The 17,277-nt window shown below is 71.7% G+C and carries 13 protein-coding genes; 12 read left to right on the plus strand and 1 reads right to left on the minus strand.

From position 1 onward, the window contains the following. Nucleotides 1–54: 54 nt before the first annotated feature. From ABJF88_14625 to ABJF88_14660, 8 genes are all read left to right on the plus strand, one after another. Nucleotides 55–1,242 carry an STAS/SEC14 domain-containing protein gene (locus ABJF88_14625; protein MEP0548167.1) on the plus strand — a complete coding sequence of 396 codons (1,188 nt, stop codon included), beginning with the start codon at nucleotides 55–57 and terminating at the stop codon, nucleotides 1,240–1,242. Continuing rightward, nucleotides 1,239–2,669 (plus strand): TolC family protein, encoded by a 1,431-nt coding sequence (locus tag ABJF88_14630; GenBank protein MEP0548168.1) that lies wholly within the window; start codon nucleotides 1,239–1,241, stop codon nucleotides 2,667–2,669. The genes ABJF88_14625 and ABJF88_14630 overlap by 4 nt, the downstream gene beginning before the upstream one ends. Nucleotides 2,670–2,675: 6 nt before the next feature. Next, nucleotides 2,676–3,986 (plus strand): efflux RND transporter periplasmic adaptor subunit, encoded by a 1,311-nt coding sequence (locus ABJF88_14635; protein MEP0548169.1) that lies wholly within the window; start codon nucleotides 2,676–2,678, stop codon nucleotides 3,984–3,986. Further along, the gene (locus ABJF88_14640) at nucleotides 3,986–4,771 is read left to right on the plus strand and encodes an ABC transporter ATP-binding protein (GenBank protein ID MEP0548170.1); all 786 of its coding nucleotides are present in this window, start codon (nucleotides 3,986–3,988) and stop codon (nucleotides 4,769–4,771) included. The genes ABJF88_14635 and ABJF88_14640 overlap by 1 nt, the downstream gene beginning before the upstream one ends. Continuing rightward, nucleotides 4,772–5,989: an ABC transporter permease gene (locus ABJF88_14645; protein MEP0548171.1), complete on the plus strand. Its 1,218-nt coding sequence runs from the start codon at nucleotides 4,772–4,774 to the stop codon at nucleotides 5,987–5,989. Between the two features lie 24 nt (nucleotides 5,990–6,013). After that, on the plus strand, nucleotides 6,014–8,248 hold the full coding sequence (locus ABJF88_14650; protein MEP0548172.1) for a patatin-like phospholipase family protein: 2,235 nt from the start codon (nucleotides 6,014–6,016) through the stop codon (nucleotides 8,246–8,248). Between the two features lie 112 nt (nucleotides 8,249–8,360). After that, nucleotides 8,361–9,395 carry an STAS/SEC14 domain-containing protein gene (locus tag ABJF88_14655; protein MEP0548173.1) on the plus strand — a complete coding sequence of 345 codons (1,035 nt, stop codon included), beginning with the start codon at nucleotides 8,361–8,363 and terminating at the stop codon, nucleotides 9,393–9,395. After that, nucleotides 9,395–10,495, plus strand: a complete 1,101-nt coding sequence (locus ABJF88_14660; protein MEP0548174.1) for an adenylate/guanylate cyclase domain-containing protein — start codon at nucleotides 9,395–9,397, stop codon at nucleotides 10,493–10,495. The genes ABJF88_14655 and ABJF88_14660 overlap by 1 nt, the downstream gene beginning before the upstream one ends. A 623-nt stretch (nucleotides 10,496–11,118) precedes the next feature. Here the strand turns inward: ABJF88_14660 and ABJF88_14665 are convergent. Continuing rightward, nucleotides 11,119–11,559: a MarR family transcriptional regulator gene (locus ABJF88_14665; GenBank protein MEP0548175.1), complete on the minus strand. Its 441-nt coding sequence runs from the start codon at nucleotides 11,557–11,559 to the stop codon at nucleotides 11,119–11,121. Nucleotides 11,560–11,765: 206 nt separating this feature from the next. On the opposite strand from ABJF88_14665, the gene ABJF88_14670 reads away from it, so the two are divergent. The 4 genes from ABJF88_14670 to ABJF88_14685 all read left to right on the plus strand — a co-directional run bounded on the left by ABJF88_14670 (nucleotide 11,766) and on the right by ABJF88_14685 (nucleotide 17,200). Further along, nucleotides 11,766–12,800 (plus strand): LLM class flavin-dependent oxidoreductase, encoded by a 1,035-nt coding sequence (locus tag ABJF88_14670; protein MEP0548176.1) that lies wholly within the window; start codon nucleotides 11,766–11,768, stop codon nucleotides 12,798–12,800. An 86-nt stretch (nucleotides 12,801–12,886) separates the two neighbouring features. Continuing rightward, nucleotides 12,887–13,546 (plus strand): ABC transporter ATP-binding protein, encoded by a 660-nt coding sequence (locus ABJF88_14675; protein ID MEP0548177.1) that lies wholly within the window; start codon nucleotides 12,887–12,889, stop codon nucleotides 13,544–13,546. Nucleotides 13,547–13,550: 4 nt separating this feature from the next. Beyond that, nucleotides 13,551–15,914 carry an FtsX-like permease family protein gene (locus ABJF88_14680; GenBank protein ID MEP0548178.1) on the plus strand — a complete coding sequence of 788 codons (2,364 nt, stop codon included), beginning with the start codon at nucleotides 13,551–13,553 and terminating at the stop codon, nucleotides 15,912–15,914. A 68-nt stretch (nucleotides 15,915–15,982) separates the two neighbouring features. Next, nucleotides 15,983–17,200: an HlyD family efflux transporter periplasmic adaptor subunit gene (locus ABJF88_14685; protein MEP0548179.1), complete on the plus strand. Its 1,218-nt coding sequence runs from the start codon at nucleotides 15,983–15,985 to the stop codon at nucleotides 17,198–17,200. Nucleotides 17,201–17,277: the final 77 nt, after the last annotated feature.

Raw genomic sequence — 17,277 nt, forward strand, 5'->3', positions numbered from 1 at the left:
CCTCGACCTCCCGCCTCCGGCTCGCGTCCCCGACCCCAACCCGCCCGGCCTGTCATGATCGAACTCCTCGCCTCACCCGCCCCCCACGTCGTCGCCTTCCGCATCTCCGGTTCCGTCGACACCTCCGACGTAAAGACGGCCGCCGCCGCCCTCGATCGCGCCCTCAACCTCCACGAGCAGCTCTCGCTCTTCGCCGACCTCCGGCCCCTCGAGGGGATCTCGCTGGGACGGCTCCTCCGAGACCTCCGCTTCAGCTTTTCCCAACTCGGCCGTTTCGACCGGTACTACCGCGTGGCCGTCGTCACGGGGGAGGAGTGGATCGAGACGGTAGCGACGTGGGAGGGCAAGCTGATCCCGGGTGCCGAAGGCGAAGCGTTCGCGACGGAGCAGCACGACGAAGCGCTCGCGTGGATCGCCGAGCGGCCTGTCCCGGCCCGGCCTGGCATCGCAGCCGTCGACGCGGAGCCGTCCGAGTCGGCTGGGGGCACGCCGATTCTCGCCTACGCCCTCCGCGGCCCCGTCGCCGCCGAAGACGTCGAGCGGTTGGAGGCCGACTTCGCGGCGCACGAGCGGTTCCGGCTCCTCGTGCGCGCCGAGGACTTCGACGGTGTCCGCCCCGGCGCCTTCACGGCGGAGCTTCCCCACATGAAGCAGGAAGCCCTCCGCCGCATCGAGCGCTACGCCGTCGTCGGCGGGCCAGGCTGGCTGGTGGGGCTCGTCCGCGCCTTCGCCCCGCTGCTCCCGATGGAGGTCCGCCACCTCGAGGCCGATGAGGAAGCCGAGGCATGGGCATGGCTGCGCGAAGCGTCCGCGACGTCTGAATCGACCACCGAATCCTCCGCTGCCGCGCCCGGCATTGAGGAGATCCCCACGACGAGTCGGAGCACGCTCGCCTTCGCCGTCACCGGCCCCCTCACCGCCGCCGACTACGAGCGGACGTTCACGCCGCGCCTGAAAGAAGTCGCTCGTGGGCACGACGCGGTCGACGTCCTCCTCCGGTTCGATGACTTCGACGGGATGACGCTCGGGGCGTTGAAGGAAGACGCGAGCCTCGTCACGTTCGTGGACCAGCTCCGCCACATCGCCATTGTCGGCGGACCGGCCTGGATGGCGGCGGCGTCGAAAGCGCTCGCCCCGCTGCTCCCCCTCGACGCCCGCTTTTTCGCCGCCGACGACGAGGCCGAAGCGTGGGCCTGGCTGGACGCTGCGCCGGCACCCATCGAGGCCTCATTCGCCCCATGAACCCGCTCTCGCCCGTGCGCGCTCTCGCCTTCCTCGCCCTCATAGCCGGCCTCGTCGTCCCCCTCGAAGGGGCGGCGCAGGTCGCCCCCGCGGCTCCGTACGACACGACCGCTGCCGTCGGCCTCACGCTCGGCGACGCTGTCCGCCTCGCGCTCACCCAGAGCGTCGAGCTTGAACGGGCGGGCTACACCGTCGCCCTGCGGGCGCTCGACCTCCGCGCGGCGCGGGCGGCCGGCGACCCCGAGCTTTCCGTCTCCGGCGGCCCCGCCGTCCGCTACGCCCGCGGCTACGCGACCGACTTCTTTGGCAATCCCGACGATACGGATCCCGAGTTCGATCTGGTGACGGAGGGCGAGACGAGCGCTGGGGTCACCGCGAGCGCGCAGTTCAGCCTTCCGCTCTTCGACGGCGGCGCGCGGCGCGCCAACCGGCGGGCGGCCGAGCGCGTGCTCGACGCGGCCCGGCTCGACCTCGACCGAGCGGCGGAGGACGTGGCGAGCCAGGCGGCAACGCAGTACCTGCAAGTGCTCCAGTTCGCCGACATCGTACGCGTGGAGACCACGAATCTCGAAGCCGAGCGCGCGCTCCTCGACCGCGTACAGGCGGAGTACGACGTGGGCAACCGCAACATCAGCGACGTGCTCCAGCAGCGGGCCGCGATCGCGCTCGGCGAGCAGCGCCTCGCCACGGCGCGGCGCAACGAGGCCGTCGCCCGGCTCGGCCTGCGGCAGACGCTCCGGCTCCCGCCGGGCACCCCGCTCGACCTGGCTCCGGCCCCGGACGACCTCCTCACGCGCCCCCTCCTCGACCTCGACGTGGCCGAGCTCGTCGCCCTCGCGTTCGCCGAGCGGCCCGACCTCGACGCGCAGGCCCTCCTCGTCGAGGCAGCGGGGTTCGACATCCGCGCGGCCCGCGCCGGGCGCTACCCCAACCTCAGCCTCGGCGGCAGCGCCGGGACGAGCTTCAACACGCTCGACGACAACAGCGGCTTCGGCGGGCAGTTCTTCGACGTGAACCCGAACACGAGCGCCGGCCTCACGCTGTCCATCCCGATCCTCGATCAGGGGCGGACGCGGCGGGCCGTCGAGCGGGCGCAGGTGCTCGTCTCCGACGCCGACGCCGCGCTCGACCTCCAACAGCTCCGCGTCGCGGCCGACGTCGAGACGGCGGTGCTCGACGTGGAGGCCGCCGCCGCCCGGCTCGCCGCCGCGACGGAAGCCGTCGCCGCCGCCCGCGAGGCGCTCGCCGCCACGGAGGCCCGCTACCGCGTCGGCGCGGGCATCTTCCTCGACGTGCTCGACGCGCGCCGCGTGCTCGTGCAGGCCGAGACCGACGTGGCCGCCGCCCGCTACGACCTCCTCATCGGCCGCATCGCCGTGGCCTACCAGACCGGCCTCCTCGGCGAGGCCCTCGTCGCCCTCGACTAAATCCCCATGAAGCGTTTCTTCCGTCCCAAGTACCTCCTCCTCGCCGCGGTCGTCCTGATCGTCGTGCTCCTTTTCGCCCGCGGGTGCGGCGGCGACGGCGAGGCCGTCGAGCCCTACGAGACCGCGACCGTCCGCGTGGGCGACCTCGTCTCGACCGTCTCCGCGACGGGCACGCTCGACGCCGTCGGCACCGTGACGGTCGGCACACAAGTGTCGGGCGAGCTCGCGCGCGTGTTCGTCGACTTCAACGACCGCGTCGAGCAGGGCGACCTCCTCGCCGTGGTCGACACCGAGTTGCTCGACGCCTCCGTCCGCGACGCGCAGGCGGGCGTGGACCGGGCGCTCGCGGGGCAGCGGCAGGCCGAGGCCTCGGTTGCGCAGGCCGAGGCGCAGCGGGCCGAAGCCACCGCCGCGCTCGCGCGCAACGAGCCGCTCGTGGAGCAGGGCTACCTCTCGGCGCGCGAGTTCGCCCCGATCCAGACCGCTGCCGAGACGGCCGCCGCGTCGGTGCGCTCAGCGCAGGCGGGCGTGCGCTCGGCCGAGGCGAGCGTGGCCTCGGCGCGCGAGGCGCTCCGGCAGGCGCAGAAGAACCGGCAGAACGCCGAGATCCGCGCGCCGATCTCCGGCGTCGTGATCCAGCGGAACGTGGACGCCGGGCAGACCGTCGCCGCGAGCTTCTCGACGCCCGAGCTGTTCGTGATCGCCGAGGACCTGGGCGACATGGAGATCCTCGTTCAGGTGGACGAGAGCGACGTCGGGCTCGTCGAAGCGGGCCAGCCGGTCGAGTTCACCGTCGCGGCCTACCCTGACCGGACGTTCCGCGGCGTCACGCGCGAGGTCCGCCTCCGCCCGCAGACGGTCCAGAACGTCGTGCTCTACACCGTCGTCGTCGCCGCCGACAACGAGAGCGGCCTGCTCCTGCCGGGCATGACGGCGACGGTCGACTTCATCGTGGGTGGCGTCGAGGACGCCCTCCTCGCTCCTGCCGCGGCCATCCGGTTCGACCCACCCGAGGAGATCCGCGCCGCCGCCCGCGAGGCGCAGCGCGAAGCCGAGGCCGCCGTCCGCACAACGTCCGACACCGGCCCGGCCGACGCCCCGACGTTCGCCTCCGACCTCGCTGAAGTCTGGACGCCCACGGGCGACGGCGACGGCCCGCCTCTCCGCCCGATCCTCGTCCGCGTCCTCGCCACCGACGGCACGACGACGGCGATTGCCCCCCGCGAGGCGTCCGACAGCGACGTGGTCCGGGCCGGGCTGGAGGTCGTCACGCGTGTGAACGACACCGAATCCGGGTCGGGGGTCCGCGTCGAATAATGGCGACCTCCACAAACCAGACCGCCGCCGACCAGCCCGTCATCCGCACCGAGGGGCTGGAGAAGGTGTACCCCGGCGCGGAGCCCGTCCACGCCCTCCGCCCGCTCGACTTCACCGTGGAGCGCGGCGAGTTCGTCGCCGTGATGGGCGTCTCGGGCTCGGGCAAGAGCACGCTGATGAACCTCCTCGGCTGCCTCGACACGCCGACGAGCGGCTCGTACCGCCTCGACGGCGTCGAGGTCGGCGGGCTCTCGCGGAACCAGCGGGCCGACCTCCGCAGCCAGAAGCTCGGCTTCATCTTCCAGGGCTTCAACCTCCTCGCCCGGACGACGGCCGTCGACAACGTCCTCCTCCCGCTCCTCTACGACCGGACCGGGCGGATCAAGGACCCGAACGCGCGGGCCGTCGAGGCGCTCACGCGCGTCGGCCTCGAGCACCGGCTGGACCACGAGCCGAGCGAGCTCTCGGGCGGGCAGCAGCAGCGCGTCGCGATTGCCCGCGCCCTTGTCAACGAGCCCGCCGTCATCCTCGCCGACGAGCCTACGGGCAACCTCGACACGCGCACGACGATCGAGGTGATGGCGCTCTTCCAGGAGCTCAACGACGCCGGGATCACGATCCTCATCGTGACCCACGAGCCCGAGGTGTCGGAGTATTGCAAGCGCGTGATCGAACTGCGCGACGGCTACCTCATCCGCGACGAGCCGGTGGAAGGTCGCCGCGACGCCCGCCGCGACCTCGAGACCGACACGCCGCTCATCCCCCTGCCCGAATCCCCCGCCTAAATGAAGTGGCAAAAGCTCTTCCGCGCGGCGCTCGACAGCATCCTCAAGAACCGGATGCGGAGCCTGCTCACCATGCTCGGCATCATCATCGGCGTCGGGGCCGTGGCGATCCTCGTCAGCCTCGGGCAGAGCGCGCAGTCGGCGATCTCGGGCGAGATCGCCGGGCTCGGCGCGAACCTCCTCATCATCACGCCCGAGCAGAGCGATGCCGGCGGCGTGCGCGGGCAGACCGGCAACCAGAACGAGATCACGCTCGCCGACGTGGACGCGCTCCGCGCCCAGAGCACCGAGCTCGGGGCCGTCTCGCCGGCCACCTACGCGCCGGCCCAGATCGTCGGCGGCATCGGGAACTGGGCGTCGCAGGTGGCGGGCGTCACGCCGGAGTACCTCGCCGTGCGCAACTGGGAGGTCGCCGACGGGACGTTCTTCACGCAGGACGAGGTCGACAGCCGGGCGAAGGTGGCGGTCATCGGGCAGACCGTGGCCGACGAACTGTTCCCCGGCCAGCGCCCGATTGGCGCGCAGATCCGCGTCCGCAACGTGCCGTTCCGGGTCATCGGCCTGCTCGAAGCGCAGGGCGGCGGGCTCGGCGGCGACGACGAGGACAACGTCGTGCTCGCCCCGGTGACGACGGTGCAGAACCGGCTCCGCGGCTCCGACAACGTGGACGTCGTGTGGGCCAGCACGGCCGACCCCGACCGCTCGGACGCCGCCGAGCGCGAGGTTAAAGCCATCTTCCGCCAGCTCAACGGCATCCGCGACGAGGGGGAGCAGGTCGTCGAGGTGCAGTCGCAGGCGTCGATCCAGGAGACCTTCGACACCGTCCTCGGCGCGCTCACGGCCCTCCTCGGGGCGATTGCGGGCATCTCGCTCGTCGTCGGCGGCATCGGGATCATGAACATCATGCTCGTCTCCGTGACCGAGCGGACGCGCGAGATCGGCATCCGCCTCGCCGTCGGCGCGCGCGGCTCCGACGTGCTGACGCAGTTCCTGATCGAGGCCGTGCTGCTGTGCCTCTTCGGCGGGCTGCTCGGGACGGCGCTCGCCTTCGCGTTCGCGGCGATCGCCAGCGCGGTCGCTCCCTTCGAGGTCTCGGTCGGGCTGGAGGTGGTGGCGATTGCCGTGCTGTTCTCGGCCGCCATCGGTGTGTTCTTCGGGTTCTACCCCGCCCGCAAAGCCGCCCGCCTCGATCCCATCGACGCGCTCCGCTACGAGTAGGGAAAGGGGTCTACCTTCTCGTCTATGGCCGATCCCGCGCGCTCCCTCTTTCGTTTTCGTCTCGTCGTGCCGGTGTGCGTGGTCGTCGCTGTGCTCGCGACTATATTCGGCCCTGCGGCCGCCGCGCAGGACGTGCCGCGCGACCGCCCGACCGTCGGCCTCGTCCTCTCGGGCGGCTCGGCGAAGGGGCTGGCGCACGTCGGCGCGATCCGCGTGATCGAGGCGGCGGGCATCCCGGTCGATGTCGTGACGGGGACGAGCATGGGCTCCATCGTCGGCGGGCTCTACGCGACGGGCTACAGCGTCGACCAGCTCGACGCCATCGTCGGCGGGCGCGATTGGACGGCGCTATTCTCCGACGCCGTGGACAGGCGGCGGGCGGCCCCGGAGGCCCGACTCGGCGAGGGCGCGGCGCTCCTTTCGCTCCCCATCGAGGACGGCTCGCTGGGGCTGCCGTCCGGGCTCATCGCAGGGCAGGGCATCTTCGACCTCCTCGCCGGGCTGACGTGGCCGGTCCAAGACGTCCGCGACTTCACGCGGCTGCCGCGGCCGTTCGCTGCCGTCGTCGTGGACGTCGAGACGGGCGCGCCGGTCCGGCTCGACGGCGGCTACCTCCCCCTCGCCATACGCGCGAGCATGTCGCTCCCGAGCCTCTTTGCGCCGGTCGAGATCGACGGGCGGCGCTACCTCGACGGCGGCCTCGCGCGGAACCTCCCGGCCGAGGACGCGCTCGCGCTCGGGGCCGACGTGCTCGTGTGCGTCGACGTCTCGGAGACGGAGCAGATCGCGGGGCCGGACTCGTTCTTCGACATCCTCGTCAACGCGGCGTTCTACCAGAGCGACCGCGACCTCGCCGAGCAGCGGGCGCTGTGCGACGTGCTCATCGAGCCCGACGTGAGCGGCCTCTCGTCGTTCGCCTTCGACGCCGGCCCCGCCTGGATTGAGCGGGGCGCGGCGGCAGCCGAAGCGAAGCGGGATGCGCTGGATTCGCTCGCGGTGCGCCTCGGCAACCCGCCGCTTTCCCGGCCCGACGTCCCCGGCGAGCGGGCCTACCGCGCCGAGGCCGTCGCCGTCCGGGGCGTGGACGGGCAGGCCGAGCGGCTCGTCCGGCAGCGCCTCGCCCTCGGCCTCCCCCGCTCGTTGAGCGCGGCCGAGGTAGAGCAGGCCGTCGGGCGGGTCTACGCGACGGGGCAGTTCGACCTCATCACGTACCGGATCGTCGAGGCCGAGGCGGAGGGCGCGGCGCTCGTGGACGGCGCACCCGTGCCCACGCTCGTGCTCGACGTGGACACGTCGGCCGGGGACCGCGTCGGGTTCGGGTTCCGCTACGACACCGAGTACAACGCGGCCCTCCTGTTCTCTCTCACGCTCAGCGACCTCGTCCGCTTCGGGAGTACGACGCAGCTTGACGTCCGGCTCGGCGAGCAGACCCAACTCCAGGCCGGCTACTTCACGCGACTCGGCCTCGACGCGCCACTCTCCGTCGCCGGGCAGGCGGGCTACACGGGCGTCCCGATCCCCATCTTCGCCGGGCTCGACCGGGCCACGGCCACGGGCCGGCTCGACGTGCTCGCCGTGCGGGCATTCGCCGGCCCGGTCCTCTTCGACGCTGTCGTGACCGGGCTCGGCCCCGCCGCCGCCCACGTCCGCGCCGAGCCCGACGTGGCCCCCGACAGCGTCGAGACGGCGACGTGGACCTACGCCTCCGTCGCCGGCTTCGCCACGGCCGACACGCGCGACCGCACGGCGTTCCCGTCGCGGGGCTTCCGGCTCCTCGCCAGCGGCGAGGTCGCGCCGGGGCTCGGGGCCTCGTTCGAGCACGTCACGGCCGACGCCGAGCTATGGGTCCCGGTCCGCGAGGGGCTGACGCTCAGCGCCCGCGCCGTCGTCACGCGGACGTGGAGCGACGACGTGCCGCTCGACCAGTTCGCGTTCGTCGGCGGGGCCATCGTGCCCGCACTCTTGCCCGGCCGCTTCTTCCCGCTTTACGGGGCCGAGACGCTGGAATTCGCCGGACCGGCAAGCCAGATCGCCGCCGTGTCGGTGCAATGGGAGGCCCGGCCGGACGTGTTCGTCCGCGCCACCGCGAACGCCGGGCGAGCAGGCGAAGGCTGGACGCTCGACCCCGACAACTACCGCGGCGGCGTCGGCCTGACCGTGGGCGCGGCGACGCCCATCGGGCCGGCCGCGCTCACCCTCAGCGGCTCCGACATCGGCGAAGCGCCCACCCTGTCGTTTTCGTTCGGTCGCTCGTTCTGAAAGCGTTGGCTGAAGGCGTTGGTCGAGCCCGGCGTCCGCGTCTGCTCCGACGCGCCGCTTCGGCGTCGGCACGTGCGTATCCTGACACTCGAACCCGTTCTCACCCGCCACCATGCTGACGCTCCTCGACGCCCCCGACCACGTCCTCGCCTGCCGCCTCACCGGCGAGATCAGCGGGGAGGACGCCCGCGCCGTGCGCGACGAGATCGCGGCGAAGCTCAACCGCCACGAGCGGCTCGGCTTTTACGTCGAGGTCGAAGGGCTCGGCGGCTACACGCCCGAGGCGCTCCTCGACCACCTCGGCGAGCGCATCACGCGCCCCAAACACGTCCACCGCTTCGACCGCGCCGCGATCGTGACGCCGTGGGCGTACCTCACCAAGGCAGCGAAGCGGCAGCGCCCCCCGGCAAGCGGGCCGGTCGTCGTCGCCTTCGATCGGGCGGACCGGGACGAGGCGATGCGCTGGGTGGCCGGCGAGGAGCCCGACGCTCCGCCGCCGTCTTCGACGGCCACCTCCGAGGAGCGGGTTACGTTCTCGCGCCGCGAGCTCCTCGACGCCGCGCGCACCGTGTTCTCGAAGGAGGGCTACGCCGAGGCCTCCCTCGCTGACATCGCCCGCCGTGCCCGCCTCCGCTCTCAAACCCTCTACTCCTACTTCTCCGGCGGTAAGCGCGAGCTCCTCCTCCTCACGGCCGAAGACGTCTACGACGAGGTGATCCGCCTCGCCGAGCAGACCCTCGCCGACCCCCGGCTCCGTGACGAGGCCGTCGGGCCGCAGCCGTTCCGCGTCCGCTTCTTCGTTCTCGTCGTCGCCCTCGCCTTCTACACGTGGCACAACCGCGATGTGCTCCGCTTCCTCTCGCGCGAGGGCCACGCGCTCGGGCTCGACGCCGACCCCGAGATCGCCAGGACGTTCGAGCGCGAGCAGCACGATCTCGTCGGCGTCCTCATCCCTCACGTCGAGGCGGCGGTAGCGTCCGGTGAGCTCACCGCGGCCCCGGCCGCCGAGGTCGCCGCGTTCCTCCTCGACAAGGCGAGCGAGCGGCTCGGGCGGCTCTTCGCCGCGGGGCAGGGGATGGCGCGGGAGAACGTGCCCCGCGAGGCCGAGGCCCTCGCCGCCGCGCTCTACGAATCGGTACGCCGCTGATGCCCCGGCCCGCCTTCTTCCCAGACGTCCAGACTGCACGGCGCTGGAAGATCGCCCTCGGCATGGTGGCCGCGTGGGTCGCGGCGGCGGCCATCACCGGCGCGCTCGTCGCGCCCCCCGAGGAGCCCGCCCGACCCGTCGTCACGCTCGCTTTCGGCGTCGTGGTCGGCGCGCTCAGTGCGGCCTTCGAGCTCGTCATGCTCCCGCGCTACGTCCGGCGGCTGACGTCGGGCCGCGTGCTCCTCGTCCGCACCGGGTATTACGTCGTCGTCATCGCGCTCGTCGTCGTCGTGCTGGCGGGGCTCGTCGGGGCCGTCCAGCTTGGCGTCCGTCCGCGCGAGGTGTTCGCGAGTTCCGACTTCGTGGCGTTCCTCGGGAGCCGGCAGTTCCTCGCGATCGTCGCGCTCCTCACGCTGGCGAGCTTCCTCATCAACTTCGCCCGGCAGGTCCGGCTCATGCTCGGGCCGGGCACGCTCTGGAGCCTCCTCCTCGGGCGCTACGCCCGCCCCGTTGCCGAAGAGCGCGTGTTCCTCTTCCTCGACCTCACCGCGTCCACAGCCCTCGCCGAGCGCCTCGGCCCCGCCCGCTTCAACGACTTCAAGAACGACTTCTTCCACGACGTTTCGGAGCCCGTGCTCGCGACGCGGGGGCAGATCTACCAGTACGTCGGGGACGAGGTCGTCGTGACGTGGCGTGTGCGGAACGGCCGGGCGAGCGGAAACGCGCTGCGCACGTTCTTCCTCATCGAGGACGCTGTCGAGGTGCAGCGGGCGCGCTACGAGCGACGCTATGGCGAAGCGCCCGCGTTCAAGGCCGGTCTCCATGCTGGCCCCGTGGTAACGGCTGAGATCGGCGACCTCAAGAAGGACATCGTCCACAGCGGCGACGCCGTGAACGTCGCCGCACGGATCGAGGCGGAGTGCCGCCCGCGCGGCCGGCGACTGATCATCTCCGAGCGCGTCCTCGAACTCACCGAAGTCCCGCTGGACGCGGAGATCGAGGATCTCGGCCTGGTCGCGCTCCGGGGCCGCGACGGACCCGTTCGGATCTACGGTGTTCATCGTCTCGCCACTCGCGAACCTACGCGGCGGCTTTCGTGATTGGCCACATCTCTGTACCTACAGATTTCAGAGCGTATCACAAACGGCCGATAAAGAGGCTCTGGGAAATGAGGCGTACGCGCCGATCGAGGTGCTCGAGCTCGTGATCTGGGGCGTCGTAACCCAGGTCATCCACACGCGCGGGTAGGGTGCGGGCAAGACCTGCACCGCGTGGCGCCCCCCATGTGATATGGTATGTACGCCCTGCCGTTTTCAGCGCACACTCAGCGAAATGCCCAAAAATACGACCCTATGTATTTGTTTATTTAGTTTTACAAAAACAAACAATCAACCCTGCCAAGGTTGAGGTCGCGGGTTCGAGTCCCGTATTCCGCTCCAACGAAACGCCCCTTACGACGCCGTGAGGGGCGTTTTTGCGTTCGGGCTTTTCTGATGCAACGCTCGGAATCGCCCGTCTGCGCTCGCCTTGTCCGCCCTCGCTTGCTTCGGGCTCGCCCCCGTTGGATCGTCGGACGGGTGCATGATCGAGGTCTTTTCCGGCTTCGCCCGCGCCTTTATCGAACGGGAAGGCACCGCGCTGCCGCCTGCCAGTTCGACCGTAGCGCCTCGAACGGCTCGGGGACTCGACGCCCCTTCACGCTCGGCCGCTTGTCCCGAGGGCGCTACGCCGCCTCGCCGATTCCAGCGGCGACTTTGACGAACAGCCGCACGAAGGTCTCCTGCTCGGCGTCCGTCAGCGACGCGAGCATTTCGGCAGCGGCCCGGTGGTAAATCGTATCCAACTCGGTGACCACCTGCTCGCCCGCTTCGGCGAGCTCGACGAGCCAGACGCGGCGATCCGTGTCGCTGCGGCGACGGCGGGCGAGGCCCTGCGCTTCAAGGCGGTCCACGATCGGCGTCGTCGAGGCCGGGGCGAGGTCGAGGTGTTCGGCCATCTCCCCCATCCGGCTAGGCCCGTGTGCGCCGAGGACGCTGAGCGCCATGAGGTCCTGGAGGTTCAGCGCTTCGTGTCGGGCAGCCAGTTCCCCGGCCACCTGCACGTTATAGCCGTCAAGCCGCCGGATGGCGTCGGTAAAGGCGGCGAGGCGTTCGGTCGGAGTCACGGGGTAGAGCGCGTCGAGAGGAGAGCGGGAGTCGGGTGTACCAGTCGGCCTTCTCTATGTTTCCGTATTCTAATGTTTCGATAAACGAAACTTTAATTTACCGGACAGGTAGGTTCCATAACCCACTGCTTTCTGGCCTCTGAGCTTCTTCTACAAGATTGCCCTCGCCACGGTGCCGACCGACCGTTAACCCGATACGCACCCCCGTGACCCTCTCCGTCCTCGACGTCCTCCCCGTCCTCTCCGGCTCCACCGCCGTCGACGCTCTCGGCCGCGCCGCCGACCTCGCCCGCCTCGCCGACCGGCGCGGCTACGCGCGGCTGTGGTTCGCCGAGCACCACGGGATGGGCGGCATCGCCTCGTCGTCGCCTGAGTTGCTCATCGCCCACGTCGCGCCACTGACCGAGCGGATTCGCGTCGGCGCGGGCGGGGTGATGCTCCCGAACCACACGCCGCTCCAAGTCGTCGAGCGCTACCGGACGCTCGAGGCGCTGCACCCCGGCCGGATCGACCTCGGCATCGGGCGCGCCGCCGGGACCGACCCGCTGACGGCGCAGGCCCTCCGCTCCGTCTCCGGCCATCAGGTCGGAAGCCTCATGGCCGAGCTGCTCGCCTTCGAATCGGGCGACTTCGGGGACCACCCGTTCGGGCGAATCGGCGTGACGCCGGGCGGCGTGGACCTCCCGCCGATCTGGATGCTCGGATCGAGCGGCGGCAGCGCCCGCCTCGCCGGGCAGATCGGCGCGGGCTACGCCTTCGCTGGCCACTTCAGTCCAACGCCCGCTGCCCCGGCCGTCGCCGCGTACCGCGAAGCCTTCGAGCCTTCGGACGACTTCCCCGAGCCCCGCGTGATCCTCGCGCTCTCCGTCGTCTGCGCCGAAACGGACGCCGAGGCGCGCGAACTGGCGTCCTCCGTCGAGGTCCTGTTCCAGCGGATGCGGACGGGCGAGACCGGGCCGGTGCCGAGCCCCGCCGAGGCCTGCGCCGCCGGGTGGTCGCCCGCCACACCGCCCGCCGGGCCGATGGCGCAGCTCCTCCTCGTCGGCACGCCGGACGCGGTGCGCGACCGCATCGAAACCGCCGCGCACGAGGCCGGGGCCGACGAGGTGATGGTGATGACGATCGTCCACGACCCCGCCGCGCGGCTCCGCTCCTACGACCTCCTCGCCGACGTCTTCGACCTGGAGCCCGTCCCGTCCCGCGCCACCGCGCAGCGCCCACCCCTCGTCCCGGAGCCATGACGACGCCCTCCCCTAGCGCGGCCGGCGCCGCCCCCGCGAATGCCGAGGCCGTCTTCCGCGTCCGCGACGTGTCGAAGGTCTACCGGATGGGCGAGGTCGAGGTCCACGCCCTCCGCTCGGTCGATATCGAGCTGCGGGCGGGCGAGTTGCTCGTCCTCCTCGGCGCGTCGGGGAGCGGGAAGAGCACGCTCCTCAACATCCTCGGCGGGCTCGACACGCCGACGAGCGGCGAGGTCTTCTACCGCGACCAGGAACTCAGCGCGGCCGACGAGCGGGCGCTGACCCGCTACCGCCGCGACCACGTCGGCTTCGTCTTCCAGTTCTACAACCTCATCCCGAGCCTGACCGCGCGCGAGAACGTCGCGCTCGTCACCGACATCGCCCGCGATCCGATGCCGGCCGACGAAGCCCTCGCCCTCGTGGACCTCACGGACCGCGCCGACCACTTCCCGGCACAGCTCTCCGGCGGCGAGCAGCAGCGCGTCGCGATCGCCCGCGCCGTGGCGAAGCAGCCCGACGTGCTCCTCTGCGATGAGCCGACGGGCGCGCTCGACCTCGAAACGGGCAAGCTCGTCCTCGGCGTGATCGAGCGGGTCAACCGCGAAGTCGGCACGACGACGGCCATCATCACGCACAACGCCGCGATTGCCGCGCTCGGCGACCGCGTCGTGCAGATGAGCAGCGGCGAGATCGTGGAGCGGACGGAGAACGCCCACCGCGCCTCGCTCGACGCGATCCACTGGTGAGATCATGACCGCCATCGACCGAAAGCTCCTCCGCGAGGTGTGGAAGCTGCGCGGGCAGCTCCTCTCGATCGGGGCCGTCGTCGCCGTCGGGATCATGACGGTGCTGACGATGCGCGGCACCTACGAGTCGCTCGTCGTCTCGCAGGAACTCTACTACCGCGACGCCCGCTTCCCCGACGTGTGGGCAAGCCTCGAGCGCGCGCCGCAGTCGCTCTCGCGGCGGATCGAGGAGATCCCCGGCGTCGCCGCCGTCGATACCCGCGTCACCTTCGCCGCTACGCTCGACGTGCCAAGCGTCGACTCGCCCGCGCTCGGCCGGTTCGTCTCCGTCCCCGAGGACCGGCGGCCGGAACTCGCCGACCTCCACCTCACGTCCGGGCGCTACCTCGCGCCGGGCCGCCGCGACGAGGTCGTCGTCAGCGCGAACTTCGCGATTGCCAACGCCTTCGTCCCCGGCGACACGCTCCGCGCCGTCCTCAACGGGCGCTACCGCGACCTCCAGATCGTCGGCACGGCGATCTCGCCGGAGTACACCTACGCCGTCCCGCCGGGCGCGCTCTACCCCGACGACCAGCGGTTCGGGATCGTGTGGATGAGCCGCGACGCGCTCGGACCCGCCTACGACCTGGAGGGAGCGTTCAACGAGGTCGTCCTCACGCTCGCCCCCCGCGCGAACGAGAACCACGTCCTCGCCGACCTCGACCGGCTGCTGGAGCCCTACGGCGGGCTCGGGGCGTACACGCGCGAGGACCAGCCCTCGCACCAGATCCTCGACTCGGAGCTCGAACAGAACCGGACGATGGGGACGGCGATCCCGGCCGTCTTCCTCCTCGTCGCGGCGTTCCTGCTCAACATCGTGCTCGGGCGGATGATCGCCACGCAGCGGACCGAGATCGCCGTGCTCAAAGCGTTCGGGTACACGAACGCTGAGGTCGGCGGGCACTACCTCCGCTTCGCGCTCGTGGCCGTGCTCGCGGGCGCGGCCGCCGGCGTCGGGCTCGGGATCTGGGCGGGCGGGGCGATGGTCCGGCTCTACGGCGACTTCTTCGACTTCCCGACGCTCCGCTACGACATCCAGTGGGGCCTCGTCGCGGTCGCATTCGGGGTGAGCGCGCTCGCGGCGGCGCTCGGCGCGCTCGGAGCCGTGCGCAAGGCCGTCTCGCTCCCACCCGCCGAGGCGATGCGGCCGGAGCCGCCGGCGAGCTTCCGGGCGGGCTTCTTCGAGCGGATCGGGCTCGGCCGCGTGCTGCCCGCCGCCGGGCGGATGATCCTCCGCAACGTCGAGCGGACGCCGGTGCGGAGCCTGATCTCGGCCGTCGGCGTGGCGTTCTCCGTCGCGATCCTCGTCATCGGGCTGTTCATGTTCGACGGCGTGGATTACATGATGGACCTGCAGTTCCGCGTGGCGCAGCGCGAGGACCTCGCGATCACGTTCAACCGGCCGCGCTCGCAGGCCGTCCGCTACGACCTCGCCCACCTCGCCGGGGTGACGCGCGTCGAGCCGTTCCGCGCGGTGCCGGTCCGCCTGCGTGCGGGCCACCGCGAGCGCGAAACGGGGATCATCGGAGTCGAACAGGGCTCGCGGCTCCGGCGGATCGTGACGGCGGGCGGCGGGACGCAGCCGATCCCGTCGGAGGGCCTCGTCCTCAGCGCGTTCCTCGCCGAGCGGCTCGGCATCGAGACGGGCGGCGCGGTGACGGTGGAGGTGCTCGAAGGCGAGCGGCGGACGGCGCGCGTGCCCGTCGCCGGCGTCGTCGAGGACTTCCTTGGCGTATCGGCGTACATGAGCCTCGACGCGCTGCACCGGCTCGTGCGCGGCGGGCGGGCGATCTCGGGTGCCTATCTCGCCGTCGAGGAGGGCGAGCGGGCGGCGCTGAACGCCCGGCTCAAAGAGTTGCCCGTCGTGGCGAGCGTGGCCTCGCCCGCGCAACTGCTGGCGTCGTTCGAGGAGCAACTCGCCGAGGGGCTGTTCATCGGCGTGTTTTTCATCCTCATGTTCTCCGGGGTGATCTCCGTCGCCGTGATCTACAACGGCGCGCGCGTGGCGCTCTCGGAGCGTGGGCGGGAGCTCGCGAGCCTCCGCGTGCTCGGCTTCTCGCGGCGCGAGGTGGCGGTCCTCCTCTTCGGCGAGCAGGCGCTGACTACGCTCCTCGGCATCCCGCTCGGCTGGGGGCTGGGGTACCTCCTCGCCGCCGCCGTCTCGGCCGGGTTGCAGACCGAGAACTACCGCATCCCCCTCATCATCGAGCCGGCCACGTTCGCGTGGGCCGCCGCCATCACCGTCGCCGCCGCCGTGCTCAGCGGCCTCATCGTCCGGCGCAGGCTCGACCGGATGGACCTGATCGAAGTCCTTAAGACCCGCGAGTAGCTCGTGGTCACTGATCCGTGGTTTTCGGGTGACGAAGGCCGAGGGAAGCAAGACTAACAACCATCCCTATGAAGAAGCGAACCCGTTGGATTCTGATCGGCGTCGCCGCCGCAGTGGTGCTCCTCGTCCTCAGCCTCACGGCATCGGACGGCGGCATCGAGGTCGAAGCGGTGCGCGTCGAGCGCGGCCCGCTGAGCGTGGCCGTCGTCGAGGAGGGGCGAACGCGCGTGCGGGATCGCTATGTCGTCGCGGCCCCGGTCACCGGCCGACTCGCCCGCATCGCCGTGGACGAGGGCGACCCCGTGGCTGAGGGCGATCTCATCGCCCGGCTCTACCCGACGCCCACCGACTCGCGTACGCTCGGCGTAGCACGGGCGCAGGCCGCGGCGGCCGAGGCCCGGCGCCGCGAAGCCATCGCCCGATTGGACGAGGCCCAGGCCCGGGCCGAGCAACTCGAACGCGAGGCGGCGCGGACCGCCGCGCTCGTTGCCGACAGCATCCTGAGCAACCAGGAGGGCGAGCAGGCCGCGCTCGCCGTGGCGACGGCCCGCCAGCAGGTGCGCGCAGCGGAGGCCACGCGGCGTGCCGCCGAGGCCGACCTCGCCGCCGCCCGCGCCGCCCTCACCGGCGCGAGCCCGCAGGACGAAGGGTTGGCCGTGCCTGTCTACGCCCCGAGCGCCGGGCGCGTGCTCCGCGTGCTCGAAGAGAACGAGCGCGTCGTGCCCGCCGGCACGCCACTCGTCGAGATCGGCGACGTCGGGGGCGGCTACGTCGAGGAAGGCAGCGGTGGGTCCAGTACAGCGACGGGCGGGCTCGAAGTCGTCGTCGACGTGCTCTCGGAGGACGCCGTGCGGATCGCGCCCGGCGCCCCCATCCGCATCGAGGAATGGGGCGGCGACGGCACGCTCGAAGGCCGCGTCCGCCTCGTCGAGCCCGACGCCTTCACCGAGGTCTCGGCGCTCGGCGTGGAAGAGCAGCGCGTGAACGTCATCGCCGACCTCTTCGACCCGCCGCCGTCGCTCGGCGCGGGCTATCGCGTCGAGGCCCACATCGTCACGTGGCAGGGCGAGGGCGTGCTGACGGTCCCGACGAGCGCGCTCTTCCAGCGCGAGGGCACGTGGGCCGTCTTCGCCGTCGAGGACGGGGAAGCCGCGCTGCGGACGGTCCGCGTCGGCCACCGCTCGGCCGAGGCCGCCGAGATCGTGGAGGGGCTGGCCGAGGGCGACGCCGTCATCCTCTTCCCTTCCGACCAGATCGAGGACGGCGTCCGCGTCCGCTCGGACTGACGCGATGCGTTGGGTGGGCGGCGTGGATCCCGCCCCCCTCCGCCACGGCGACCGGTTCGAGTACACGCTGCCCCCGC

The organism is Rhodothermales bacterium, assembly GCA_039944855.1.
Taxonomy (GTDB): domain Bacteria; phylum Bacteroidota; class Rhodothermia; order Rhodothermales; family JANQRZ01; genus JBBSMX01.